Origin of the sequence: Nocardia sp. NPDC060255, from assembly GCF_042727395.1 — a bacterium.
In the GTDB taxonomy this organism is placed as follows: domain Bacteria; phylum Actinomycetota; class Actinomycetes; order Mycobacteriales; family Mycobacteriaceae; genus Nocardia.
Genome location: NZ_JBHXAU010000001.1, coordinates 707,070 through 733,434, shown reverse-complemented (window position 1 = coordinate 733,434; position 26,365 = coordinate 707,070). Strand labels below are relative to the sequence as shown.

Here is a 26,365-nt window from a genome sequence, read left to right as displayed (position 1 = left end):
CGCGCGGCAGACCGGACAGCTCCGATAGGGTAAACGGCAAACCGTGTGACATGGGCGGACGGGCTTTCCCCAGCGTCGTACTGCCATGGCAAACCAGCATGACGGAGGGCCTTCGATGGGGTTGTTCACGAAGCGCAAGCGGCGCCCGAGCCGCAGGGCCGAGGCGAAAGCTCTCAAGCACAAGGCGGGTTTGGAAGCCAAGCTGGTCGCCAAGAACGACCGCAAGGCCCGGCGCGCGGAAGGCCGTACCCAGCGCAAGGTGGCCAAGGCGCAGATCGCGGCCCTGCAGGCGGAGGAGAAGGCCTCGCTCAAGCTGGCCGCCAAGGCCGAGCGTGAGCTGTTCAGCGCGAGCCAGGTGCGGAAGTACCTCGGCGTCGCCAGGGTGCTCATCCCGGTGCTCGCGCCGCTGGCCTATCGCGCCGCCACCTTCCTGCGCGCGCGGCTGGACACCCGCAAGGCCCAGCAGCTCGGCATCGGCATCGATCAGCTCGGCGACTTCGGCGGCCACGGCGCCAAGTTGCAGGCCAGGATCGTGAATACCGAAGCGGCGCTGAACAAGGTCGCCGTGCAGGGCGGCAAGGACCGGGGCGACACGCAGAAGTTCATCGCGGCCACCCAGACGCGGCTGGACAGTCTGTCCGCGGCGGTGCAGGCCGCCGAGCAGATGCCGGCGCCGCGTCGCCGGGCCGTGCACGCGTCGATCGCCGAAGAACTGTCCGGGGTCGAAGCGGACGTGCTCGCCCAGCTCGGCGTGCGCTGACCTTCCCCGCGATGCCCCCGTCACCGAGTACCGGCCACCTGCGTGGTGGCCTGGTCGGCGTGTTGGTGGGGGCGCTCGCCGTCGCCGCGCACGGGTCGGCGGGCGGCGGATTTCCCGGTTCGGCGGAGCTGACGCTGGTGCTGCTGGTCGCCGCGCTGACCGGTGCCGCGGCGAATGTGCTTGCCCGCGGCCGTGGTTCGGTGCTCGGTCTGCTGATGCTCGGGCAGTTGGCCGGTCACGTCGCGCTGTCCGGGCTGCTCGGCCACGAACATTCCGCTGCCGCAACGGATCCGCTGCCCTCCGGCTGGATGCTCGTCGCGCACGCCGTCGCCACCTTCGGCTGCGCCGCGGTCATCTCGATCACCGAGCGGCTCTATGCCGTGGCCTCCGGTGCCGTCCGTGCCGTGCTCGCCAAGCCGCGACTGCCGCGCGTCGCCGGACCGGCGCACTGGTCCAATCCTGGTCTCCCGCACTACCGCTTTCATCCGAACGGCGCGATCGGCCCGCGCGCGCCGCCGGTGCCTGCCTGACCCGCCGCACCACTCCCCTTCGGACAGAAAGCCTTTCCTCTCATGCACCGTTCGATTTCGCGCGCCACCGGCACGGCCGTTGCCGCCACCACCCTCGCGTTCCTGGCCTGCGGTACCGCCGCCGCGCACGTCACCGTCGACGCGCCGGGCGCCCAGCAGGGCAAGTACGGGGTGATCACGCTCCGGGTCCCCACCGAATCCGACACCGCGAGCACCACCGCGCTCACCGTTGCTCTGCCCAACCTGAAAAGCGCACGCACCGAACCGATTCCGGGCTGGTCGGCCAAGGCCGACAAGAACGAGAAGTCGGAGATCACCGCGATCACCTGGACCGCCGAGCCCGGCAACCCCGGCGTCGGCCCCGGCCAGTTCCAGCGCTTCGCGATCTCGGTCGGCCCGCTGCCGACGCAGGACAAGGTCAGCTTCCCGGCCAAGCAGACCTACAGCGACGGCAAGGTCGTCGACTGGAATCAGCCCGAGGGTAAGGACGGCGCGGAACCCGAGCATCCGGCACCGTCGCTGACCCTGGCCAAGGGCGTCGGCGAACACGGCGTCGACGTCACCACGGCTGTGGGCAGATCCAACGACAACGACAACGACAACACCGCCCGCTGGCTCGGCGGCATCGGCCTGGCCCTCGGTCTGCTCGGCGTCGCGCTCGGCCTCGGCAACGTGATCCGGGCGCGGCAGTCGTGACCCGGCGGCTACTCACCGCCCTCGTCGCGGGGGTGTTCCTACTCGGATTCGGCTTTGCCGCAACGGGAACCGCCGCCGCGCACTCCGCGCCGACCGCCAGCGTGCCGGACGACGGCGCCACCATCGATGCGGGCCCGGCGCGGGCGAGCATCACCTTCAACGAGGCGCTGCAGCCGAGCTTCCCGGCGCTCACCGTGGTGGGCCCGGACGGCTACCTGTGGTCGAAGGGCGCGCCGACGGTCGACGGCAATACGGTCAGCGTCGAGGTGGGCGAGCTCGGCCCGGTCGGCGAGTACACCGTCGCCTACCGGGTGACCTCCGCCGACGGCCATCCGGTCAGCGGCAAGCGGCATTTCACGCTCAGCAAGGCCGGTAACGGTGTGCACGGCGACAAGCCTTACTTCAACGGCGGTAATTCCGGCTCGGACAGCTCCGGCGGAGTTCCGTTGTGGGTCTTCATCGTCGGCGCCGTCGTGCTGTTCGGCGGCGGGCTGGCGTTCGCGCTGTTCGGCGGCAGGAGCCGGAAACCGAAGCAGCAGTGACGGGTAGGACGATCGGCGGCCGGGGCGGTGCGCGGCGGGGCACCGCACGCGCACCGTGGTCGGTGCTGCTGATCGTCCCGGCCGGGCTGCTAGGCGTCGTGCTCGCCTGGGCGCTGACGCTGCCCGCGGGATTCGCGGCCGAGGCCACGGTCCGGGTGCTCGCGGACGGTGTCGGCGCGACGGTGCTCGGGCTGGCCGCGCTGCCCCGGGTGCACGAGCGGCTGGTGCCGCCGTGGCGGTTGCTCGCGGTGCTGGCCGGATTCTGGTGTGGCACCGAGTTCGCGGTGCTGGTGTTCGAGGCGGCCGAGGTGGTCGGCGTGCCGGTCGGCAAGCTGGCGGCCGGGGAGTTCGGCACCTATCTGGTGAAGCTCAGCGGCGGGCAGATCGGGATCGCCATTCTGGTCGGCGTCGGTGCGATCGCGGGCTATTCGGCGGTTGCCTTCCGGCGGGCCGATATCGCTTCCGCCGACCTGGTCCTGGTGTTCGCGGCGGTCGCGCTGGCGCTGCGGCCGATCACCGGGCACATGTCGCAGCAGACGTTCGGGTCGGTGCTCGCCGCGGTACACGCGCTGGCCGCGGCGGCCTGGTTCGGGCTGCTCGTCGCGCTCGCGCTGGTGGTGCGCACCCGCGGCGAGTGGGCCGTGGTGCTGCCGAGGTATTCGGCGATGGCGTTGCCGCTGGTCGCGGCGGTGGGCGTGACCGGGCTGCTGAACGGATTGGTGCGGGTCGGCGGTATCACGCCGTTCTTCACGACCGGTTACGGACGGATCCTGCTCGCGAAAACCGTTGTGCTGGTTGGCTTGCTGGCATTGGGCTGGTGGTGGCGCCGCAGCTGGGTGGGCCGGGCCGCGGAGCACCGGATGACCGCCGAGGCGTCGGTGCGCCGCGCGACGGTCGAAGTGGTGGTGATGGCGTTGGCCTTCGGCCTGGCCGCCACCCTCGCGGTAACGGCGTGACCAGGCGACCTGGATCGAAACCAGTTACTGTTTTCGCATGACCGAAGTGAAGATCGTCGAGGACTGTGCCGCGTCGGCGGAGTCCGCGTTCGCGTACGTGAACGACTATCAGAACCTGCCGCGCTTCCTGTACGGCATCCAGTCCTTCACCCCGGTCGGTGCGCAGACGGTCGGCGTCGGCGCCGCGTTCGACGGCCACATCAAGCTCGGGCCCGCCTCGCTCAAGTCCCGCATCGAGGTCGTGCGCTGGGCAGAGAACGCGGTCATCGCGGTGAAGTCGATCAAGGGTTTCGACGTGGAGTCGACCTTCCTGTTCCACCCCAAGGGTGACGGGCAGTGCACCGTCGATGCGATCGTCGACTTCCGGGTGGGCGGCGGACTGGCCGGGCGCGCGCTGGGCAAGACCATCGAGCCGTTCGTGAAGATCGCGGTGCAGCACACGACGCACAACCTGATCACACAGATCACCGCGTTCCACAAAACCCGTGCGGCCGAATCGGATGAGTCTGTGCACTGATGTCGTGCGGGATGCTTGATCGATGAGCACCACACCGTCCTTCGTCCAGCGCATCGGCTACGCCGCAGGCCGCACCCTGCCCGCGTCGATGACCGACTGGGTGCGCGACGACCTGGTCGGTCCCGGCGCGACGCGGCGTTATCTGCTGCGCATCCTGGTGCCGCTGATCCCGGTGCTCATGCTGTTCCTGCTGCTGCCGGGCCCGCTGTGGATGGGCCTGGCGATGATGGCGCTGCTGTACCTGCCGCTGATCTATTTCACGGTGGCGCTGATGTATGTGTACCGGCGGCATCGGCTGATCAAGCACGGCCTCGATCCCGCGCTGGCCGACGCGGACGCCCGCCGCCGGGCCGAGCCGGAACGCCTCGCCTACGAGCGTCGGCACGGCCGAGGTTAGGGACTCAGCAACCTAGCGGTGACCAACACCACAGGCATAGCCTTCAAGTATGAACACCCCCACAATTCGGCAGCGGATCGCCTACGATCTGGGCCGCGAGCTCCCCGAGGAGCTGCACGAGTGGGTCATCCGCGACCTCGTCGGACACGGGGCCATGGAGCGATATCTCGTCCGGTTCCTCGGACCCGTCATTCCGTTCTTCGCCCTGGTCCTGTTGTTTCCGGGGCCGATGCCACTGAAGATCGGCTTGATCGTGATGATGATCGTCCCGATGATCATCTTCACCGTGGCGCTCAGCTATGTCTGGCGCCGCTACCGTCTGGTCCAGCACGGGTTGAACCCGGATCTGGTGGACCGCGCCAAGTTCTCCGAACACGATCGGGAGATGTACGAACTACACTACGGGCATCGTTAGCGGCGCTCGGCATACCTGTAGCGATCGATCTCACAACGGGAGCGGCCCTCCCGGAACTCCTGCTCGGCCAGTCCTAAGCTGAGCTGGTGACTGAATCGCAGAATGATGTTGTCGCTACCGCCGATCTGGCCGACGAGATCGGCCCCGAGATCCGCAGCTGCGATACGCAGTTCATCCAGTTCGGTGGCCGCGCGGCCTTTTCCGGCCGGATCACCACCATCCGCTGCTTCCAGGACAACCTGCTGGTCAAGCAGACGCTCGGGGAACCGGGCAACGGCAAGGTGCTGGTCGTCGACGGCGACGCGAGCGTACATACGGCGCTGGTCGGCGACATCATCGCCGGGCGTGGCGTGGACAACGGCTGGGCCGGCGTGATCGTCAACGGCGCGGTGCGCGACTCGGCGATCCTGCGCACCCTCGACATCGGCGTCAAGGCGCTGGGCACCAACCCGCGCAAGAGCACCCAGACCGGCGCGGGCGATCGGGATGTCCCGGTCGAATTCGGCGGCGTCACCTTCGTACCCGGCGACATGCTCTATAGCGACCACGACGGTGTCGTGGTCCGCGCGGAAGACTGAAAGCAGCAGGTCAGACCGACACCCTCGCCTGATGGCCGGCGAGGGTGACAACATCGCCGATCTGCAACTGCCGCCCGCGGCGCAGTTCCACCTCGTCGTTCACCCGCACCAAACCGGAGGCGATCACCGTCTTGGCCTCCGAGCCGGATTCGATCAGATTGGCCAATTTCAGGAACTGACCGAGCCGAATGCCTTCGTCATCGATCGGTACGTCGACTGGTTCTGCCATGAGATACATCCTTACCTTGCACCCGGAATCGGTAAACGCCAGCCCCCGCGCGCGTCGCTGACACGCATGTGCGACGCGCCGAGAACCGACATGCCCGGGAGGTCTTCGAGCACCACGACGGCGGCACCGTACACACTGGTTCAGTGACCACCACGCAAGCCCGGCAACACCTGATCGAACCGCCCGCGGACAGACCGACCCCACCGGTCCCCCATCGGGGGCATGGACGACTGGCAGAGGTCCCGCATATCGCGGGTCTGGTGCTCGGGGTTTTCGCGGTGGTGTGTTTGCTCTGGAGCCTGTCGCCCGGCTTACGTTTCCTGACCCAGGTACCGCGCCGCTACATCGACAACTATTACTTCGACGCACCCGACACCAACCTGATGTGGGCGCTGATCATCGGCCTGCTCGCGGGCGCGCTGGCCAGTCGCAAGCGCATCGCCTGGTGGCTGCTGCTCGGCTATGTGTCGCTCTACGCGCTGGCCGACGGCCTCGACTTCGCCGACACCGGCAATATCGACGCGCTGGTGGCGATGATCGTGCACCTCGGCGTGATCGGGGTGCTGATCGCGGCCTGGCGCGAGTTCTACACGAAGGTGCGCCGCGGGGCCGGCTGGAAGGCGCTCGGCGTGCTGATCGGCGGCCTGACGGTCGGCTGCATGCTCGGCTGGGGTCTGGTCGAGTTGTTCCCCGGTTCGCTGCCGCGCGGCGCGCAGCGGCCCGGCTGGGCCATCTATCGGGTAACCGCCGCGGTGCTGGTGGACAACGAACACTTCGACGGCCACCCGCGCCCGTTCGTCAACTTCCTGCTCGGCCTGTTCGGCGCCATCGCGCTGCTCGCCGCGGTGATCATCCTGCTGCGCTCGCAGCGGGCGGCCAACGCGATGACCGGCACCGACGAATCGGCGATCCGCGGCCTGCTCGAACGGTCCGATGTGGAGGACTCGCTCGGCTACTTCGCGACCCGCCGGGACAAGGCGGTGGTGTTCGCGCCGAGCGGCAAGGCGGCGGTCACCTATCGGGTGGAACTGGGCGTCTGCCTGGCCAGCGGCGACCCGATCGGTATTCGGGAGGCGTGGCCGCAGGCGATCGACGCGTGGTTGCGGCTGGCCGACCAATTCGGCTGGGCCCCCGCGGTCATGGGTGCCAGCGAGCTCGGCGCGACGTCGTACCGCCGCGCGGGCCTGTCGGCGATCCGGCTCGGCGACGAGGCCATCCTGGACACCAGGACGTTCTCGCTGGCCGGCCCCGAGATGAAGCCGGTCCGCCAGGCCGCGAACCGCTTGCGCAAGCACGGCATCACCGTGCGGATCCGGCGGCATCGCGACGTGCCCGCCGACGAGTTCAAGCAGGTGATCGCCCGCGCGGACGCGTGGCGCGACACCGAGACCGAACGCGGCTTCTCGATGGCGCTCGGCCGGCTCGGCGATCCGCTGGACGCGGACTGCCTGCTGGTCGAGGCGGTCAACGGACAGGACCGGGTGCTCGGCATGCTGTCGCTGGTGCCGTGGGGCCGCACCGGCGTCTCGCTGGAGTTGATGCGCCGCGATCCGCACGGCCCGAATGGCGTGATGGAGCTGATGATTTCGCAGCTCGCGCTCAACTCCGAGCAGCAGGGCATCACCAAGGTCTCGTTGAACTTCGCGGTGTTCCGCTCGGTGTTCGAGGAGGGCGGGCGGATCGGCGCCGGTCCGGTGCTGCGGCTGTGGCGCGGTGTGCTGCTGTTCTTTTCGCGCTGGTGGCAGCTGGAGGCGCTGTATCGCTCCAACGTGAAGTACCAACCGCATTGGGTGCCAAGGTTTTTCCTCTTCGAGGAGCGCAGGCAGCTGCCCAGGGTCGCGGTCGCCAGCGCGCTCGCCGAGGGCTTCCTGCCGCGGTTCGGCAAGGAGCCGGACACGATCTCGCACACCGGCATGCACAGCGCGGTGCCCGCGACCATGACCGGGCTGCACGCCGACGGCAGCCCGCCCGAACCCGGTCCGGTCGAGGGCAAGGAACAGTTGCCGCGCCGTCCAGAGCAGGTGCGGGTGCGGATGGACAAGCTGGATCGGCTCACCGAATCCGGCGTCGAGGCGTACCCGGTCGCCTACCCGCCGACGCATACCGTCGCCGGGGCCAGGAAGTCGCCGCGCGGCACCACGGTCCGGGTGTGCGGCAGGCTGCTGCGCATCCGCGACTACGGCGGCGTGATCTTCGCGGTGGTGCGCGACTGGACCGACGACATTCAGCTGGTCATCGACCGCGATCGGGTCGGTGCCGAGCGCAGCGCCGAGTTCACCGAGTTCTTCGACCTCGGCGACCTGATCGAGGTCAGCGGTCAGATCGGCAGCAGCCGGCGCGGCGAGCTCTCGCTGCTCGCGGCGGACTGGCGGATGCTCGGCAAATGCCTGCATCCGTTGCCGGACAAGTGGAAAGGCCTGTCCGATCCCGAGGCGAAGGTGCGCCAGCGCTACGTCGACATGGCGATCAATCCGGAGACCAGGGAGGTGCTCGCCAAGCGCAGCGCGGTGGTCCGCTCGCTGCGCGACTCCTTGAACGCCTGGGGCTATCTGGAGGTGGAGACGCCGATCCTGCAGCAGGTACACGGCGGCGCCAACGCCACGCCGTTCCTCACCCACATCAACGCCTACGACCTGGATCTGTATCTGCGGATCGCACCGGAGCTGTACCTCAAGCGGCTCTGCGTCGGCGGCATGGAGAAGGTGTTCGAGATCGGCCGGACCTTCCGCAACGAGGGCGTCGACTTCAGCCACAATCCCGAGTTCACCATTCTCGAGGCGTACGAGGCGCACAGCGACTACGAGCGGATGATGCACGTCTGCCGCCAGCTCATCCAGGAGGCCGCGCTCGCGGCCAACGGCGCGATGGTGGCGTTGCGGCCGCAGAGCGACGGCTCCTACGAGCAGGTGGACATCTCCGGCGAGTGGGCGGTGAAGACGGTGCACGGCGCGGTGTCCGAGGCGCTCGGCGTCGAGATCACCCCGCAAACCGACCTGGAGCAGCTGCGCGAGCTGTGCGACAAGGCCGAGGTGCCCTATCAGCACGGCTGGGATCCGGGGCAGGTGGTGCTGGAGATGTACGAGCACCTGGTCGAATCCCACACGGCGGAACCGACTTTCTACATCAACTTCCCCACCTCGGTGTCCCCGCTCACCCGCGCCCATCGCCTGATTCCGGGTGTCACGGAACGCTGGGACCTGGTGGCCTGGGGCGTCGAACTCGGCACGGCCTACAGCGAACTCACCGATCCGGTCGAGCAGCGGCGCAGGCTCACCGAGCAGTCGCTGCTCGCGGCCAACGGCGACCCGGAGGCGATGGAGCTCGACGAGGACTTCCTGCAGGCGCTCGAACACGCGATGCCGCCGACCGGCGGGCTCGGCCTGGGCGTCGACCGGGTGGTCATGCTGATCACCGGGCGCAGCATCCGCGAGACGTTGCCGTTCCCGTTGGTGAAACCTCGCTGAACGGAGTATTGCCAGCGAAGGGTGCACCGGGGACGAATCGGACAGCTACCCTGGGAAATTCGGGCCGGGGCGGCCGGCCACATTCGGCCGCGGGAGGAGCCCGATCACGAGATGGGGTTCGGAAATGTACCTTGACCTGCTGACCAATATGAGCCTGGTGGACCACAGCGTCTGGGCGAGCCCGGACACCTGGAACTCGGCGATGGAGCTGGTGGCCAAGAAGAGGCGGCGCAGCAGCGGTGGCCTGATCATCGGCGGCCTCTGCTGCCTGCTGGTGGTCGCGGCCATCGTCGGCGGCGTCTACCTGCTGATGCGGCGCCGGAAGCAGTAGACAGGACAGCCGTTCGCCTTTCCAGGGCCGCGGTTCGCTTCGCACATCGACGCGGACGGCGATACCAAGCGGTATGCGGCAGAGTAGGGCGTGTGCAGTTGATTCTCGTTCGCCATGCCCAGCCGATCCGGATCGTGAACTCGGCCGGTCCCGCCGATCCCGGGCTCGCGCCCGTCGGCCTCGAACAGGCCGAGCGGGTGCCCGCCACGTTGAGTCAGCATCGGATCACCCGGGTGGTGAGCAGTTCGCAGCGCCGGGCCCGCGATACCGCGGCGCCGACCGCCGCGAAGCTCGGAATCGGCGTGGACATCATCGACGACCTGGCCGAATACGATCGCGACCTGCCCGCCTACATTCCCATCGAGGACGCCAAGGTCGAGTTCCGCGAGGTCTACGAGCGGATCAAGGCCGGCTACTTTCCGGACCAGATCGACGGCGGGGCGTTCAAATCCCGGGTGCTCGACGTGGTCACCGAGATCGCCGCGGGCACCGATCCGGCCGACACGGTGGTCGCCTTCACGCACGGCGGCGTGATCAACGTGCTGCTGCAGGAAATACTCGGCTTGGAACGGCCGCTGACCTTCCCGATCGACTACTGCTCGATCACCCGAATCCTGTTCTCCCGCACCGGGCGGCGGACCGCGGCGACGGTCAACGAGAACGGGCACGTCTGGGACCTGTTGCCGCGCAATATCGCATCCTGAGCGGTCATTCACAGACGATTGGCAGGGACGTCGCACCGGCGTCCCAGCGACGGAACCTTCTATGGGACCGGTGAGCCACCACCCCAGTGGCGCACAGTTCGAGAGAAAGGAATTCCGTGTCGCTCTCCAGAACATCCATGCGGCGTCGCATTATCGGGATCGCCGCGGCGGGGGCGCTCGTCGCGCTTCCGCTAGGCGCGTTCGCGGCCACGGCCTCCGCCGAGGCCCCGGCACCCGACGCCACGATTCAGGTCCAAGCGGCCAACGGTGACGTGGATCAGCAGGGCGCCGACATCAACCGGCCCCATCACAAGCACCGTCCCGGCGGACCGCACCGCGGCCACCACCCGCATCCGGATGGCGCGCCGCAGCTCCAGCAGCAGTTCCAGCAGCTGCTGCCGCCGACGGGTTCCGGATAATCAACCCCAGCTCGACAAAGCGAAGGCCCACCTCCCGTGCCAGGAGGTGGGCCTTCGCTTTACGTCAGCTGGATCAGGCCATGCCCGCGATCCAGTTGTGCATCCAGGAGACGGCGGTCTGCCCGCCACCGACCGGGTAGCTGCCGTACAGCGTGTGTGCCTGCGACTTGTAGAACCGCTCCAGGTCCTTGGCCCGCTGCTCGTTCGCCGAGTCGGTCAGCTGCGCCTGCAGGGTGGGCACGCCACCGTGCGCGAACAGGTCGCCCACGATATTTCCGGCCTCGATCTGGTAGCGCCACATGTTGGCCGGGTTCGCATCCGAGGCCTGCGCCATGAAGCCGGCGAACCGGGTGACGAAGTCGTCCGGCTCGGTCGCGCAGTACAGGTCTTCGGTCGCGCAGATGCTGCGGGTGCGGTCGCTGACCCAGCCGAAGCCGCCGACCCGCGGGCCGCCCGCTCCCGCGCCGGGGGCGGGCGCACCGACCTGAACGTCGGTGGGCGAACGACGCGGGTCGGAGATCAGGCCGACGCCGGCGATCCGCTCGGGCGCGATGACGCTGAGCCCGGTGCCGATCTCGGCCGCGAGATCACCGGCGGCGTCGGCGCCCTGGCTGTACCCGATGAGCGCGATCTTCGTCGCGCCGCACGAGTGCGCCATGTCCGAGATGAGGCCGCGCGCCCGATCGACGGCTTCCTTCTTCGAGTTGCCGTAGACCTCGCCTTCCCAGGGGAAAGCGGTCGCGGCATAAGTCACGTAGTCGACGTCCGTCGACCGGGGCAGGTTATTCGTGACGCCCGCCAGCATGCCGGGTTGCGGCTTCTTGTCTTTGCCGGTTTCCCAGGTTCCAGGGATCGCCACTACGTAGAGGCTTGGGCAGCCAGGGTCCGCGCTCGCGGAACCGGCACCGAACACCATGCCGGACAACACCGTCGCGGATGCACCAAGAGCCGCGACAACCTTCTTCAACTGCATACCGCTCCAGTCCAAACCAATGCCCCTCGTGGGCATCCCCGACAAGTTGCGCACCAACTCTGAACCCGACGGGTGACCTTCCAGTGCACACTGGGTTAACACCGGTCACCCACCACCGTGACGGCTGCGATCCCAAACCCGCATCCCAAGATCAGCAGCGCGACGGGATCACAATAGAGGGCCGAAGCCGCTCACGCCATCCGAAACTCCGGACCGTGTCCGATTTCCGTCGAATGCCCAAAACCCAACCACCCCAGCACAACCCACCGCCCGACCACATCCGACCGACCCCACTCCGCCGCTCACATTCCCGCAATCTCACAGCAAATTAAGACTCATATCGGAACCTACCCACTCCAGCAGCCATAACAAGTCTTTAGCCGCGCCTAATCAGCGAGTTAGTTCGGATCTCGGCAAACATTGAGAGCCTCGCTTTGACGGCCCGCACAGCGCAGCCCGAAATCCATTGACGGCCAAAACCGTCCCCGGGAGTGTCGGAAAACAAAAGCGCCTGTGGACGTCGATGTCCACAGGCGCTTTTCCGCTCCGGTAAGAGAGGGGTTTCAGGTCAGCGTTGGGCGACCATGGTCGGGGTGATCGGGGCCGGGAGGGCCGTCTCACCTTCCAGGAAGCGGTCTACCGCAGAGGCCGCGGCGCGACCTTCGGCGATGGCCCAGACGATGAGGGATTGGCCGCGGCCCATGTCGCCCGCGACGAAGACGCCGGGGATGTTGGTCGCCCAGTTCTTGTCGCGCTGGACGTTGCCGCGCTGGTCGTAGCCGACGCCGAGATCCTCGAGCAGGCCGGGCTTTTCGGGTCCGGTGAAGCCCATGGCGAGCAGCACCAGATCGGCCTCGAGGGTGAAGTCGGTACCGTCGACCTTCTCGAAGCGGCCGTTGGCCATCTTGACCTCGTGCGCCTGCAGGCCGGTGACCTTGCCGTCGGTGCCGACGAAACGCTCGGTGTTCACCGAGAACACCCGCTCGCCGCCCTCTTCGTGCGCCGAGGACACCCGGAACATCAGCGGGTAGGTCGGCCACGGCGTAGAAGTGGCGCGCTCCGCCGGCGGGCGCGGCATGATCTCGAACTGGTGGATGCTTTCCGCACCCTGCCGGTGCGAGGTGCCGAGGCAGTCGGCGCCGGTGTCGCCGCCGCCGATGATGATGACCTTCTTGCCCTTGGCGTGGATGGGCGGCAGGCCGTCGGCATCGGTGACGTCGTCGCCGAGCTGCACCTTGTTGGCCCACGGCAGGAACTCCATGGCCTGGTGGATGCCGTCGAGTTCGCGACCGGGGATGGGCAGGTCACGCGCGATGGTGGCGCCACCGGACAGCACCACCGCGTCGTACTGCTCGCGCAGCTGCTCGGCGGTGATGTCGATCCCGACGTTCACGCCGGTCTTGAAGATGGTGCCTTCGGCCTCCATCTGCGCCATCCGGCGGTCGATGAAGCGCTTCTCCATCTTGAATTCCGGGATGCCGTAGCGCAGCAGCCCGCCGATCCGGTCGGCCCGCTCGAACACGGTCACGGTGTGGCCGGCCCGGGTGAGCTGCTGTGCGGCCGCGAGTCCGGCGGGGCCGGAGCCGACGACGGCGACCTTCTTGCCGGTCAACCGGGTCGGGTAGACCGGGGTCACCCAGCCCTCGTCGAAGGCGTTCTCGATCAGGTCGATCTCGACCTGCTTGATGGTCACCGGATCCTGGTTGATGCCGAGGACACAGGACGCCTCGCACGGTGCGGGGCACAGCCGCCCGGTGAATTCCGGGAAGTTGTTGGTGGCGTGCAGGCGGTCGATGCCCTCGCGCCACTGGCCCTTGTAGACCAGGTCGTTCCACTCGGGGATCAGGTTCCCGAGCGGGCAACCGTTGTGGCAGAACGGAATACCGCAGTCCATGCAGCGGCTGGCCTGACGCTGCAGGGTCGCCTTCGGATAGCCCTGCTCGTAGACCTCTTTCCAGTCCATCAGCCGCAGCTCGACCGGACGACGGGTGGGTAGTTCCCGGGAGGTGTGCTTCAAAAAACCTTGTGCGTCAGCCACGTTCGGCCTCCGTAATCTTGCCTGTGGACATCGGACTCAGCTGATGGATGCGGGGTGTCCTAGCCACGGGCCGCCTCCATAATCGCCTCGTCCACGTCCTTGCCCGCCTTCTCCGCCTCGGAGATGGCCAGCAGCACCTTCTTGTATTCGCGCGGCATGAGCTTGACGAAGTGGTTCACCTGCTGTGACCAGTCGCCCAGAATGCGTTCGGCGACAGCGGAACCCGTCTGGTCGCGGTGCTGGGTGATGATGTCGCGCAGCCAGGTGAAGTCGTCACCGGAGAGCTGCTCGACCGCGTCGGCCTGCTCCGGGTTGAGCCTGGCCTCGAAGGTGCCGTTCGGGTTGTAGACGAACGCGACACCGCCGGACATGCCCGCACCAAAGTTGCGTCCGGTCTCGCCGAGGATGACCACCCGGCCGCCGGTCATGTACTCCAGACCGTGGTCACCGACGCCCTCGACCACCGCGAGGGCGCCCGAGTTACGCACGGCGAACCGCTCGCCGACCACGCCGCGGATGAACGCCTTGCCGTTGGTGGCGCCGAACAGGATCACGTTGCCCGCGATGATGTTCTGCTCCGCCACGAACTCGGCCGGTGCGTTCAGCGACGGGCGCACCACCAGGTGGCCACCCGAAAGTCCCTTGCCGACATAGTCGTTCGCGTCACCCTGGACGCGCAGCGTGATGCCGGCCGGCACGAAGGCGCCGAAGCTGTTGCCCGCCGAGCCGGTGAAGGTGATGTCGATGGTGTCGTCGGGCAGGCCCGCGCCACCGTAGAGCTTGGTCACCTCGTGGCCGAGCATGGTGCCGACGGTCCGGTTCACGTTGGTGATCTTGGTTTCGAACTTCACCGCCTGGCCGCGCTCGAGCGCGTCCCGGCTCTGCGAGATCAGCTGCTGATCCAGCGCCTTGTCCAGGCCGTGGTCCTGCGTCTTGGTGCAGCGGCGGTCCTGGTACATGAACGCGGTCTCGACGTTGTCGAGGATCGGCGACAGGTCGAGCTTGCTGGCCTTCCAGTGCTGCTTGGCCTTGGCGGTGTCGAGCAGGTCGACCCGGCCGATGGCCTCGTCCAGCGTGCGGAAGCCCAACAGCGCCAAGTGTTCCCGCACCTCTTCGGCGATGAACAGCATGAAGTTCTCGACGAATTCCGGCTTGCCGGTGAAGCGTTCGCGCAGGACTGGGTTCTGCGTCGCGACACCGACGGGGCAGGTGTCGAGGTGGCAGACCCGCATCATGATGCAGCCGGAAACCACCAAAGGCGCGGTGGCGAAACCGAATTCCTCGGCGCCGAGCAGCGCGGCGACCATCACGTCGCGGCCGGTCTTCATCTGACCGTCCACCTGCACGACGATCCGATCGCGAAGTCCGTTGAGCAGCAACGTCTGCTGGGTCTCGGCCAGGCCGAGCTCCCACGGACCGCCCGCGTGCTTGAGCGAGGTCAGCGGCGAGGCGCCGGTGCCGCCGTCATGGCCGGAGATCAGCACCACGTCCGCGTGTGCCTTGGACACACCGGCCGCGACGGTGCCGACGCCGGGCTCCGCAACAAGTTTCACGTGAATCCGTGCCTGCGGGTTCGCGTTCTTCAGGTCGTGGATCAGCTGCGCCAGATCCTCGATCGAGTAGATGTCGTGGTGCGGCGGCGGCGAGATCAGGCCGACGCCCGGCGTCGAGTGCCGCACCTCGGCGACCCACGGGTACACCTTGTGCGCCGGAAGCTGGCCGCCCTCACCGGGCTTCGCGCCCTGCGCCATCTTGATCTGGATGTCAGTGCAGTTGGTCAGGTAGTGCGCGGTCACGCCGAAGCGGCCGGAGGCCACCTGCTTGATCGCGCTGCGCCGCCAGTCGCCGTTCTCCTCCGGCTCGAAGCGAGCCGGCGATTCGCCGCCCTCACCCGAGTTCGACCGGCCGCCGAGGCGGTTCATCGCGATCGCAAGAGTCTCATGGGCTTCCGCGGAGATGGAGCCGTAGCTCATCGCGCCGGTGGAGAACCGCTTCACGATCTCCGAGGCGGGCTCGACCTCGTCGATCGAGATCGACGCGCGCTCCCTCTTGAACTTGAACAGGCCGCGCAGCGAGGCGAGCCGCTCGGTCTGGTCGTCGACCAGCTTGGTGTACTCCTTGAAGATCGAGTACTGCCCGGTGCGGGTCGCGTGCTGCAGCTTGAACACGGTGTCCGGGTTGAACAGGTGGTACTCACCCTCGCGCCGCCACTGGTATTCGCCGCCCACCTCGAGCTCGCGGTGCGCGCGCTCGTTGCGGTTCTCCAGGAACGCGATCCGGTGCCGCTCGGCGACGTCGGCCGCGATGTCCTCGAGGCCGATGCCGTCCAGGTGCGAGCGCAGGCCGGTGAAGTACTCGTCGGCCAGCTCCTGGGAAATGCCGATCACCTGGAACAGCTGCGCGCCGGTGTAGGAGGCCAGCGTGGAGATGCCCATCTTGGACATCACCTTCAGCACGCCCTTGCTGGCGGCCTTGTTGTAGTTGTAGACCGCCTTGCGGAAGTCCTCGGCGTGATCGCCGGTGCTGCCCGGCATGTCGAGCGCGCCGCGCTCGAGCATGTCCTCGATGGTCTCGAAGGCCATGTACGGGTTGATCGCGGCCGCGCCGAAGCCGACCAGCATGGCCATGTGGTGCACCTCGCGGGCGTCACCGGCCTCGACGACCAGGCCGACCATGGTGCGGGTGCGCTCGCGCACCAGGTGGTGGTGCACCGACGAGGTCAGCAGCAGCGACGGGATCGGCGCCAGCTTCTCGTTGGACTCGCGATCCGACAGTACGATGATCCGCGCGCCGCCGTCGATGGCGGCCGAGATCTGGGTGTTGATCGCCTTGAGCGCCTTGCGAAGTCCCTTGCCGCCCTTGGCGACCGGGTACAGGCCGCGCACGATCACCGAACGCAGCTCGGGCTGGGAGCCGTCGTCGTTGATGTGCACCAGCTTGGCCAGCTGGTCGTTGTCCAGGATCGGCTGCTCGATGGCGATCTGCTTGCAGGACTCCGGGCCGGGATGCATCAGGTCGGCCTCGGGGCCGAGCGCCCGACGCAGGCTGGTCACCACCTCTTCGCGGATCGCGTCCAGCGGCGGGTTGGTGACCTGTGCGAACAGCTGGGAGAAGTAGTCGAACAGCAGCCGGGGCCGCGACGACAACACCGCGATCGGGGTGTCGGTGCCCATCGAGCCGAGCGCCTCGCCGCCGGTCTTGGCCATCGGCGAGATCAGCAGGTTCAGTTCTTCGTTGGTGTATCCGAAGATCTGCTGGCGGATCAGCACCCGGTCGTGCGACATGTGCACGTGCGGGCGGTCGGGCAGGTCCTCGAGCTTGGTCACACCCGCGTCCAGCCATTCCTGGTACGGGTGCTCGGCCGCAAGATCGGTCTTGAGCTCGTCATCGCCGACGATGCGGCCCAGCGAGGTGTCGACCAGGAACATGCGGCCGGGTTGTAGTCGGACCTTGCGCACCACCTTGGACGGGTCGATGTCGAGCACGCCGACCTCCGACGCCATCACGACCAGGCCGTCGTCGGTGATCCAGATGCGGCTGGGCCGCAGGCCGTTGCGGTCGAGCACGGCGCCGACCACGGTGCCGTCGGAGAAGCACACCGACGCCGGGCCGTCCCACGGCTCCATCAGCATCGAGTGGTACTCGTAGAAGGCGCGACGGCGCTGATCCATCGTCTCGTTGCGTTCCCACGCCTCGGGGATCATCATCAGCACCGCGTGGGGCAAGCTGCGGCCGCCGAGGTGCAGCAGTTCCAGCACCTCGTCGAAGCGCGCGGTATCGCTCGCCCCGGGCGTACAGACCGGGAAGATCTTCTCCAGCCGGTTGTTGCCCGCCGAGTCGGTGCCGAAGATGTCCGAACGCAGCAGCGCCTCGCGCGCCCGCATCCAGTTCTCGTTGCCGGTGACGGTGTTGATCTCACCGTTGTGCGCGACCCGGCGGAACGGGTGCGCCAGCGGCCAGGACGGGAAGGTGTTGGTGGAGAAGCGCGAGTGCACGATGCCGAGGGCGGACTCCACCCGGCTGTCCTGCAGGTCCAGGTAGAACGCGCGCAGCTGCGGCGTGGTGAACATGCCCTTGTAGACGAAGGTCTGGCCGGACAGGCTCGGGAAGTACACCGACTCCTTGCCGACCGTGCCCTCGCCGGGGCCCGCCTTGCCGAGCTCGTGCTCGACCCGCTTGCGGATGACGTAGGCGCGCCGCTCCAGGTCCATTCCGGACAGTTGCTCGGCCGCACCCCTCGGAGAGCCGATGAAAATCTGCCGGAACGTCGGCATCGCGTCGCGGGCGAGCGCACCGAGCGACGACTCGTCGATCGGCACCTCGCGCCAGCCGAGCACGGCCAAGCCCTCTTCCTGCACGATCTTCTCCACGCCGTAGGCGGCACGGGCGGCCTCACGACGGGCCTGCGGCAGGAAGGCGATGCCGGAGGCGTAGGAGCCCTCCGGCGGCAATTCGAAGTCCACGATGGCGCGGAAGAACCGATCCGGAATCTGGATCAGAATGCCCGCGCCGTCACCACTGTTGGGCTCCGCGCCCGCAGCACCGCGGTGCTCCAGGTTCAACAGAGCCGTAATAGCCTTGTCGACGATGTCGCGGCTGCGGCGGCCGTGCATGTCGACGACGAACGCGACACCGCAGGCGTCGTGTTCGTTCGCCGGGTCGTAGAGCCCGACGGGTCCAGGTGACCGGTGGCCAGGAAGTTGCATCATGCCTCTGCCTTCAAGAAGGGCGTTCGACGAAAAAGAAATAGGCAATTTCGTCTGAATGCCTCCGTACAAGACTGCGCCCGTACGTTCCGAAACCAGCCGCGCTGATGGTCTTCGGCGTGCAGTCACGTCTCCAGTTGTTCACCCGCTTCAGTGACGTAGTGGGTGCTCGTCGGTAACAGATCCCTAACGAGATCCTTACCTCCGTGCGGGTTCTCGCCAGCTACGCTGAGCACCGGCTAGGAGCTGCCCGAGCGGGCGAGGGTGCCGATCATTCTGTGTTCGGCGTAAGAGCAAACGATAAGTCAGGTCCGGGGCCCAACCAACTTAGGTTGCACTAATAACCGGGTCTAGCTGGGCTTCTTCATTCGGTCCTCCACGTGTGCGCGTCGTCCAGTGTAAAGCAGCGAGTACCCCATGATCGATCCTGCGGCACGCGAGGCCAGCCGCAGGAGGCTGGCGCGCGAGAGCGGCCCCAAACCTCGCAAAAAGGTCAGAAGACCGCTCTCACCTGCATCGAAGATGATTTCCCTCGCTCAGCATCCGGCAAACCCCTCGACGGCGGCTAACTCGGAAGCGGGCTGGATGAGAGATTTCCGACAGGGTCCTGACGAGCCCGCGACGGGATCCGACCGTCCGGATTCTTTTGCCACCTGTGGCTTTCAGCACACATACAGCAAACACGCCGGAGTGGTATTCGACACATTTTCGCAGCTGAAACCTATACGCCGTCAGGCGGTAATAGACGTGACTTATTGCGGGCCGGAACGGCTTTCACCGAATAATCGCCGATGAAGCCGAACTCAACACCTGAAGTTCATCCTTGAAAATGAGTTAAGGGCGTCCTCAGAACCGTTCTGCGTACGGTGTGCAGCGTTCAGCGCGGCGCACACAGCGCGGCCGCGGCACGCACCAGCGCGGCCTGATGCAGCGCGTCGGTATTACCGGCGGTGAATACGCCGAAGACGCTGACGGCCACTCTTTCCGCACAATCCGGCGCGCTCAGTTCGGCGCGGCGCGCGGCGAGTTGGTCGACGATGTCGATGTTCACCCGATCGATCACCGGGCGCACCGACGCCAGATCCGGTGCCGACCCGGGCGCGCCGGCCGGATCGAACCGCCAGCGGGTGATCAGGCCGCGCTGCACGACCTTGTTGGACTCGATCTGACCGGAGAACACCTGCCGCACCCAGCTTTCCGGCAGGTCGAGGCCCGCGCCGAGGCGGGCCATCGCGTCGTAGACCACGGCCTCCCTGGCCGGATCGTCGATGGTGGGTTCGGTGCCGGTCTGCGCGGCGCTCACCCACTTCGCCGCGGCCACCGCGTCACCGGTGTCGAGTCGCTCGAGTACCAGCGCGACCAGTCGGTCCAGCGACCCGTCGCTGCCCGGATCCGCCGCTGCGCTAACCGGCGACACGATCAATGCCGCCAAGATGATCACCAGCGTGCGGAGCCGCATGACCTGACCTCCCGAGATGGTTCGCGCGGAAACGGATCATCGAGTCAGAGTAAGCGACCGAGCAGCCGGGCTCCGGCCGTGCGCGTCTCGGAAATGGGCCTCGCACAAGCGGCTTGGCACCCCCGTACCCGCACCACATCGCCGGTTTTGTGAGCCTGACCACATACCTCCGCCGCCACTCGGTGTGTCGGGTGCGGTCCTGTCACGCTGTGACAACGAAACCGTGTCGGTTTATTGAGCCCGCGAAATCCACTGGGACCAAGAGGATGTGAGTTCCCATGACCCTCACCGGCTTGTTCACCTGGCTCGGCGGAGGTCAAGACAGCGAAGTCGCCTACCGCCACGAACGCACCGGATATGCCATGACCGGCGCGGCGGTGCTGTTGTTCGCGATCGTGTCCGGCCTGATCACCGCACTCGCGCTGGCTTCGACCGGCACCTGGGCGGTGCTCGCGATCATTCTGGTCGCGCTGCTCGTCGCGGTGCTCGCGGGTGCGATCGCGCGGGCGCTGGCGACCGCGCGACCCGCAGGCGGACCCGATCGACTCGGCCTGCTCGCTCGTGTCGGTGTTGCCGTGCTGGCCGGTGGGCTGATCGCCGAACTGGCCGCCATCGTGGTCTTCGGCGGCAGCGTCGACCGGACCCTCGACGAAAGAGCCCAGCGCTCGGTCGCTTCCGCACCCCAGGTCGTCAGCGCACAGGCCGATCTCGACAAGGCCCGCGCGGACCGCACCGCGCTGGATCAGTCGATCGCCAAGGCACAGGCCGACGTCGACCGTTCGCTGGTGATCGCCCGCTGCGAACTCAGCCCGAGCCCGGACTGCCCGCAGCTCCAGATCACCCGGGTGCCGGGACGCGGACCGGAAGCCCAGACCGCCAACGACATGCTCGACGACGCCCGCAAGCAGCTGGCCACGGCACAGGGTCGAGTCGACGCGCTGGACACCCGGCTCGCCGATGCCGAAAAGGCCGTCGCCACCGCCGAATCGACCGCCTTCACCGGCGCCGACCGCGGCCTCGGCGCGCGCTGGCAGGCGATGAACGACTACACCACGCACCATGCGGGCGCCATGCCGTTGCGCATCCTGACGATCATCGCCCTGATCGCGCTGGCCCTGCTGCCGCTGGTGCTGCGGTGGTGGCGCGGGCAGACCTCGTTCGACCGCCGCGCCGCCTTCCTGAATGTGCAGAATCAGGCCGAGCACGAGGCCGATGCCGCCATCGCGGTCAAGCGGGCCGAGACGCGGGTCGCGGCCGAAGCCCTGCTCGCCGAACAACAACTCACCGCAGCGCGCCTCGCCGCCGAGGCGGACACCGCCATCGACCGGGAGCGCCAGCGCACCCGGATCGTCGCGGCCATCGGCGGTCTGCGGATCGGGATCACCGAACCGCCGCGCCGCCCCGAACTACCAGCCGCACCGGCTGACGATCGAAAGGACAGCTCCGTGTCTGCCGAAGGATTCGTGACGCCGAACCTGCCCGCACCTGTCACCGCGCGAGCGCTCGCGCCGGCGCCCAAGACCGGTGGCGGCCTGGCACTTCCGCTGATCGGCACGGTGCCGTTCACCGACACGGCGGCCAGGTTGATCCGCCCGCTGGTGCCGTCGTTCGTGGCCAACGCGATCGACAACGCCACCCATCCGCTGCGCACGGCGCGACAGGCGTTCGAAGAGGTCGAGGAGATCACCTTCACGCTCAAGCGCACCCGCAAGGTCACCATCGATACCCAGGACTCGCACCCCGGTTATCAGCTCGCGCCGGGGTCGCCGGAGGCGCTGCACGCTCAGCGCATCGCCGCCACCGTGGTCGATGCGGATTACGGGCAGCCGGACCCGCGCTACTCGGCCCTGCCCGAGGGCGCGGCGGCCCAGCCGTACGGCCTCTCGGCCCAGCGGCACGACGAGCTCGGCGGCCGCGGGCAGTCCGAGCTTCCCGGTCGTGGCCAGCGCGAACTGCCGCGCGGTCACTGACTGGCTACCGTGGGGTCATGCGACGCGTTCGAGCGTTCCGGGCCCGCACGGTGTCGGCGACGTATTCGAACGCCGCCGTCCTCCTACGCTGTCCGATCCAGCACGGCTACGCCGCGCGACGCGGAACTCAGTACGCACCCCGGCGCAGACCGGTCGATACCGTCCCGCGGCCTGCCGAGTCGCCGGCCCACACCGATTCGCGGGCACCCACCGGCTCGCTGGTCGAGGCGCTCGGCCGATCCTGGGCGTCGGGTCCGGCTCTTCGCGGCTGGTCCGGCCTAGGCTTTCCTCCCATGGCCCACAGTGACGTCTCGACAGCCGCCTTCGGGTCGCGGCTGCTCGGACCGGTGGACGAGTCGTCCGGGATGCGCAGGCTCCGGGTGCAGCTGCTGCTGACCGTGCCGCTGGTGGCCGCGAACCTGGCCGGGATGGCCGTCACCTTCGCGCTGATCGGGTTCGTGCTGCCCGGGCCGACGATCTTCACCAGAGAGCTGCTGCTGCTCGACGTCATCGCGACGCCGTTGTACTCGGCCCTGGCGCTGCTGATCGGGATGTGGTGGGGCACGGTCAGCGGGCTGCGCGCGTTGCGCTGGGCCACCGATCCGAACCAGGTGCCCACCGAGGCCGAGCAGGTCGCGGCGGCCGCGGTGCCGCGGCGGCTGGTGATTCGGCAGGCGGTGCTGTGGTTCGCCGGGGCCGCCGTGCTGACGCCGCTCTATGCCCTGGTCGAGCCCGCGCTCGTGCCGAAGATCCTGCTCGGCATCGGGTTCAGCGCCATCGTGGTGTGCGCGAACAGCTATCTGATCGCCGAGTTCGCGCTGCGGGCGGTGACGGCGCGGGTGCTGGACGCGGCACCGTCCCGGCGCAGGCGCGGGATGGGCGTGTTCATCCGGTCGCTGATCGCGTGGATGCTCGGCGCGGGTGTGCCGGTGGCGCTGTCGATGATCGTCGCGGTGTGGGCGCTGGTCGACTCGTCGGTGAGTACGGCCCGGCTCGCGGTGTGCGTGTTGTCGCTGGGCGGTGCCACTTTGGTGTTCGGTCTGCTGCTGATGATGCAGACGGTGGCGGCGACCATCGCACCGATCCGCGGCGTGCGGCGCGCGTTGCGTCAGGTGGAGGACGGCGACCTCCGGGTGACGATCACCGTGTACGACGGCACCGAGCTCGGTGAGCTGCAAAGCGGTTTCAACCACATGGTGGAGGGATTGCGCGAGCGCGAACAGATCAGGGACCTGTTCGGCAAGCACGTCGGCCGTGATGTCGCCGACGCGGCACTGGCCGGCAATCCGACCCTCGGTGGCGTGGAAACCGAAGCGGCCGCGCTGTTCATCGACATCGTCGGCTCCACCACGATGGCCGCGACGGTGCCCGCCGCCGAGATGGTCGCCATCCTGAATCGCTTCTTCGACATCGTGGTGGACGAGGTGGAGGAGTACGGCGGACTCCTCAACAAGTTCGAAGGCGACGCCGCACTCGCCGTATTCGGCACGCCCGCCACCCTTTCCGACGCCTCGGGCGCGGCACTGGCCTGCGCCCGCGCGATCCGGCGCCGGCTCGACGACACCGCCAACGACTTCATCGCCGCGATCGGCGTCGCCGCAGGCCGAGTGGTCGCCGGCAACGTCGGAGCTCGGCAGCGCTACGAATTCACCGTCATCGGCGACGCGGTCAACGAGGCCGCCCGCCTCTGCGAACTCGCCAAACAGGATGACCTACTGCTCGCCTCCGCCAACACCATCGCCGCCGCCGACCCCACCGAAGCCGAGCACTGGCACCTCGGCGAATCCGTCACCCTCCGCGGCCGCCTCACCCCCACCCAACTGGCCCGCCCCCAACATCGAGCAGAGTCATATGGTCGCTGAACGATCTTGACCAGCAACCATATGACTCTGCTCGATCACGCCAACGACCATTTGACTCTGCTCGACTCGATGACGCCAGCACCCACGTGACTCGCCTCGCTTTTCCCGAGCATCTTTGAACCGGACCACAGCCAGTCCTCACGCTGGAACACAAGCGTTGCCCATCACAAGCCGCGGAAGAGCAGGCCGGGTACCCCACCTGACGCGCCCAGCACTACTCCGGTCATCTGATGAACCAGTCGACAACCTTAGAGCCAGCACACCACCGGAGTTCTCTGTGCGTATACCAACCCGGGCCAGTACACAAAGAGACCCTCGGAAAGGTGGACTTATCCGGGCAAGTGCTTCTTAGGGACTCCAGGCGATGACCTGTTCATTGAGCTGAAGACCTGATCCCATGTTTTCTTGTGAGTAGTGCTGGGCGCGTCGTGTGCCGTACCCGGCTTTAGGTGTGCGTCAGGTGCGTGATGTCGCGTTTCCGAGGTGGTCATCTGGCTGTGGTTGCGTCACAAGCGCTTTGGACAACAGCGAGGCGGTCGGCGGCGGTTTCGGTGGCCGATCAGACCCGCGAGATGCTCGGTGCCGGTTTCGGTGCGCGATCCGCACCCGCCAGGTGTGCTCCGAGTCGGTGTCTCCAGGATCGGCACTCTGTCTCGGGATCGGCACTGGGAATAGGGCCCTAAAGCCGGTGCAGGTCCCGAGACAGAGTGCAGATTCTGGGTTGGGCGGGGTGGAGTGGGGTGCTGGGCGTTCGTGGCGGGGTGCGCACCCGGTTTCGAGCGCCGATCCGCACCCGCTCTTGGAATCGGACCGGCAGTGGCGCCCTGATCCGGGTGCGCGATCCCGACACAGGGTGCCGATTCCGCTGCCCGCGTGGCGGATTGGAAGGTGCTCACCCTTTGTCTAATCCTCACACCCGGTATAGCGGGTGTGCAGGTTAGACGGGGGGTGAGCGGCTCAGCGTCGGCCGTGCTGTACCCGGTTTCACCAAAGATCCGCACTCTTACTCGGGATCAGCACTCGGAATAGGGCCTTAAAGTCGGTGCCGATCCCGAGTGAGAGTGCGGATCTTTGGCAGGGACTGCTTCTTGGGGTGGTGGGCGTTTCTTCGCACACCTGCTTGGTCCGTTATGTGCTCGCGGTGGCTGAGGGGTATGCGAAAGGCGAAGCAGGTGTGTGGAGTTGGGCGGTTTACGGACGTGCGGTGCGCAACCGGAACGCCACCAGCGGCGATCAGCAGGATCGAGGCGGTGCCGATCGCGGCGAAGTGGATGCCTGAGACGAAGGCCTCGTGCACCGAGGTGAGGAAGGCGCCGGATACCGATTCCGGTAGTTGGCGTGCGAAACCCGTGGCCGCGCCGAGGGATTCGGATGCGACACCAACCTGGTCAGTGGGCACGTGGGTCAGGTCGAGACCGTTGCGGAAGATCGCCATGACCACGCTGCCGAGGATGGCGACGCCCAGCGCGATGCCGGTTTCGTACGCGGTCTCCGAGACGGCCGCCGCCGCGCCGGCCCGCTCGACCGGAGCCGAGCTGACCACCAGGTCCGACGAAACCGTCAGCGCGACACCGACACCCGCGCCGATGAACAGGAAGCCGAGGATGAACGGCGTCGTGCTGCCTGCCGGATTCGGGCCGAGCCACAGGAACAGCGCGGAGCCGAACGCGGCGACGGTCAGCGCACCGCCGAGCACCACACCGGGCCGGATCCGCTGCACCAGCCACGCCGCGGCGAGCGAGGCGAGCACGCTGGCGGCCAGGCCGGGCAGCAAGAGCAGTCCGGCTTCCATCGGCGAGTGACCGAGCACCAGCTGCAGGTACTGCGAGCCGAAGAACAGCACACCGGCCAGCGCGAACACCGCGAGCAGGTTGGTGATCACCGCGGTGCGGAACCTGGGCAGCGCGAACAACTTCAGGTCCAGCATCGGGTTCGCCAGGGTGCGCTGCCTGCGCACGAACACCACACCCGCGACGACGCCGACCGCACCGATCACGGCCAACCGCAGGCTGAGTCCATGGGCCGCCGACTCCTTGATCGCGTACACGATCGGCACCAGCGCCAGCATCGACAGCCCCGCGCTCGGCAGATCGAATCGGCCGGGATTCGGGTCACGCGATTCCGGGACGAGGAACGGGCCCAAGGCGATCAGCACCAGCATGACCGGCAGATTCACCAGGAACACCGAGCCCCACCAGTAGTGCTCGAGCAGCCAGCCGCCGAGCAGCGGACCGGCCGCCGCACCGCCGCCCGCCATCGCACTCCACACCGCGATGGCGACGGTGCGCTGCCGCGGATCGAGGAACATCGAGCGGATCAGGCCGAGCGTCGCGGGCATCAGCGTCGCACCGGCGACACCCTGCAGCACGCGCGCGCCGATCAGCATCTCCGGGGAGACCGCCCAGGCCGCGATCAGCGAGGCGACGCCGAAACCGGCCGCGCCGATCAGCAGCAGCCTGCGGCGGCCGATCCGGTCGCCGAGGGTGCCCATCATCACCAGCAGGCCGGCCAGCACGAACGAGTACACGTCGATGATCCACAGCAGTTGCGGCGTGGTCGGCGCCAGGTCGGCGCTGATCGCGGGCACGGCCAGGTCGAGCACCGTGGCGTCGACCGCGAGCAGCAGCAGGGCGAGGGCGAGCACGGCGAGACCCGCCCAGTCGCGCACGGTGGCGCGGGGCGGGGTCTCGGTGTTCGGCCCGGTCAGCCGGGGGTTCTTCGCGGTGTGTGTGGTCATTGGCTTTCTCGACTTCCGTCGCCTATCTCTTCTTACCGTCCGGACGGTACAGTATCAGACCTTACCGTCCAGCCGGTATAGT

Annotated in this window: 21 protein-coding genes; 15 read left to right on the top strand and 6 right to left on the bottom strand. The window is 67.7% G+C overall.

Translation table 11 applies throughout. The features are described from left to right. Window positions 1-115 precede the first annotated feature (115 nt). From ACFWF1_RS03450 to rraA, 9 genes are all read left to right on the top strand, one after another. Window positions 116-760, top strand: coding sequence for a DUF6474 family protein (locus ACFWF1_RS03450; protein ID WP_379283085.1), 645 nt, complete (start codon window positions 116-118; stop codon window positions 758-760). Between the two features lie 11 nt (window positions 761-771). Further along, window positions 772-1,290 (top strand): hypothetical protein, encoded by a 519-nt coding sequence (locus tag ACFWF1_RS03445; protein WP_379283087.1) that lies wholly within the window; start codon window positions 772-774, stop codon window positions 1,288-1,290. Between the two features lie 42 nt (window positions 1,291-1,332). Beyond that, window positions 1,333-1,986 (top strand): YcnI family protein, encoded by a 654-nt coding sequence (locus ACFWF1_RS03440; RefSeq protein ID WP_379283088.1) that lies wholly within the window; start codon window positions 1,333-1,335, stop codon window positions 1,984-1,986. Next, window positions 1,983-2,528, top strand: coding sequence for a copper resistance protein CopC (locus ACFWF1_RS03435; protein ID WP_379283089.1), 546 nt, complete (start codon window positions 1,983-1,985; stop codon window positions 2,526-2,528). The genes ACFWF1_RS03440 and ACFWF1_RS03435 overlap by 4 nt, the downstream gene beginning before the upstream one ends. Beyond that, complete coding sequence (locus tag ACFWF1_RS03430) at window positions 2,525-3,484, top strand: copper resistance D family protein (protein ID WP_379283090.1); 960 nt, start codon at window positions 2,525-2,527, stop codon at window positions 3,482-3,484. The genes ACFWF1_RS03435 and ACFWF1_RS03430 overlap by 4 nt, the downstream gene beginning before the upstream one ends. A 37-nt stretch (window positions 3,485-3,521) precedes the next feature. Next, window positions 3,522-4,001, top strand: coding sequence for an SRPBCC family protein (locus tag ACFWF1_RS03425; RefSeq protein ID WP_379283091.1), 480 nt, complete (start codon window positions 3,522-3,524; stop codon window positions 3,999-4,001). A 22-nt stretch (window positions 4,002-4,023) separates the two neighbouring features. Continuing rightward, complete coding sequence (locus ACFWF1_RS03420) at window positions 4,024-4,398, top strand: DUF5313 family protein (RefSeq protein ID WP_379283092.1); 375 nt, start codon at window positions 4,024-4,026, stop codon at window positions 4,396-4,398. Window positions 4,399-4,447: 49 nt separating this feature from the next. After that, window positions 4,448-4,813, top strand: coding sequence for a DUF5313 family protein (locus ACFWF1_RS03415; RefSeq protein WP_379283094.1), 366 nt, complete (start codon window positions 4,448-4,450; stop codon window positions 4,811-4,813). An 86-nt stretch (window positions 4,814-4,899) separates the two neighbouring features. Beyond that, window positions 4,900-5,391, top strand: coding sequence for a ribonuclease E activity regulator RraA (gene rraA / locus ACFWF1_RS03410; protein WP_379283096.1), 492 nt, complete (start codon window positions 4,900-4,902; stop codon window positions 5,389-5,391). Window positions 5,392-5,401: 10 nt separating this feature from the next. On the opposite strand, the gene ACFWF1_RS03405 is transcribed toward rraA, so the two are convergent. Then, on the bottom strand, window positions 5,402-5,620 hold the full coding sequence (locus ACFWF1_RS03405) for an RNA-binding S4 domain-containing protein (RefSeq protein ID WP_040729260.1): 219 nt from the start codon (window positions 5,618-5,620) through the stop codon (window positions 5,402-5,404). A gap of 143 nt (window positions 5,621-5,763) precedes the next feature. Here ACFWF1_RS03405 and lysX point away from each other — a divergent pair, with 143 nt between their 5' ends. From lysX to ACFWF1_RS03385, 4 genes are all read left to right on the top strand, one after another. Next, a complete protein-coding gene (gene lysX, locus ACFWF1_RS03400; RefSeq protein WP_379283097.1) occupies window positions 5,764-9,084 on the top strand; it encodes a bifunctional lysylphosphatidylglycerol synthetase/lysine--tRNA ligase LysX in 3,321 nt (1,106 codons plus the stop codon). Window positions 9,085-9,208: 124 nt separating this feature from the next. Next, on the top strand, window positions 9,209-9,415 hold the full coding sequence (locus ACFWF1_RS03395; RefSeq protein WP_379283098.1) for a hypothetical protein: 207 nt from the start codon (window positions 9,209-9,211) through the stop codon (window positions 9,413-9,415). Between the two features lie 92 nt (window positions 9,416-9,507). Continuing rightward, window positions 9,508-10,119 carry a histidine phosphatase family protein gene (locus ACFWF1_RS03390; RefSeq protein WP_379283099.1) on the top strand — a complete coding sequence of 204 codons (612 nt, stop codon included), beginning with the start codon at window positions 9,508-9,510 and terminating at the stop codon, window positions 10,117-10,119. A 137-nt stretch (window positions 10,120-10,256) separates the two neighbouring features. Beyond that, the gene (locus ACFWF1_RS03385) at window positions 10,257-10,538 is read left to right on the top strand and encodes a hypothetical protein (RefSeq protein ID WP_379283100.1); all 282 of its coding nucleotides are present in this window, start codon (window positions 10,257-10,259) and stop codon (window positions 10,536-10,538) included. Between the two features lie 73 nt (window positions 10,539-10,611). On the opposite strand, the gene ACFWF1_RS03380 is transcribed toward ACFWF1_RS03385, so the two are convergent. From ACFWF1_RS03380 to ACFWF1_RS03365, 4 genes are all read right to left on the bottom strand, one after another. Then, window positions 10,612-11,511, bottom strand: a complete 900-nt coding sequence (locus ACFWF1_RS03380) for a cutinase family protein (protein ID WP_379283101.1) — start codon at window positions 11,509-11,511, stop codon at window positions 10,612-10,614. 568 nt (window positions 11,512-12,079) lie between these two features. Beyond that, the gene (locus tag ACFWF1_RS03375; protein WP_379283103.1) at window positions 12,080-13,549 is read right to left on the bottom strand and encodes a glutamate synthase subunit beta; all 1,470 of its coding nucleotides are present in this window, start codon (window positions 13,547-13,549) and stop codon (window positions 12,080-12,082) included. 59 nt (window positions 13,550-13,608) lie between these two features. Then, on the bottom strand, window positions 13,609-18,258 hold the full coding sequence (gltB, locus tag ACFWF1_RS03370) for a glutamate synthase large subunit (protein WP_379283104.1): 4,650 nt from the start codon (window positions 18,256-18,258) through the stop codon (window positions 13,609-13,611). A gap of 874 nt (window positions 18,259-19,132) precedes the next feature. Next, entirely contained in the window at window positions 19,133-19,714 is a 582-nt protein-coding gene (locus ACFWF1_RS03365; RefSeq protein ID WP_379283105.1) for a chorismate mutase, read from the bottom strand. Window positions 19,715-19,992: 278 nt separating this feature from the next. Here ACFWF1_RS03365 and ACFWF1_RS03360 point away from each other — a divergent pair, with 278 nt between their 5' ends. Beyond that, the gene (locus ACFWF1_RS03360) at window positions 19,993-21,684 is read left to right on the top strand and encodes a DUF4407 domain-containing protein (RefSeq protein ID WP_379283107.1); all 1,692 of its coding nucleotides are present in this window, start codon (window positions 19,993-19,995) and stop codon (window positions 21,682-21,684) included. Window positions 21,685-21,977: 293 nt separating this feature from the next. Beyond that, entirely contained in the window at window positions 21,978-23,546 is a 1,569-nt protein-coding gene (locus ACFWF1_RS03355) for an adenylate/guanylate cyclase domain-containing protein (protein WP_379283410.1), read from the top strand. A gap of 1,033 nt (window positions 23,547-24,579) precedes the next feature. Here ACFWF1_RS03355 and ACFWF1_RS03350 read toward each other — a convergent pair. Then, complete coding sequence (locus ACFWF1_RS03350) at window positions 24,580-26,283, bottom strand: MFS transporter (RefSeq protein WP_379283108.1); 1,704 nt, start codon at window positions 26,281-26,283, stop codon at window positions 24,580-24,582. Between the last annotated feature and the right edge of the window lie 82 nt (window positions 26,284-26,365).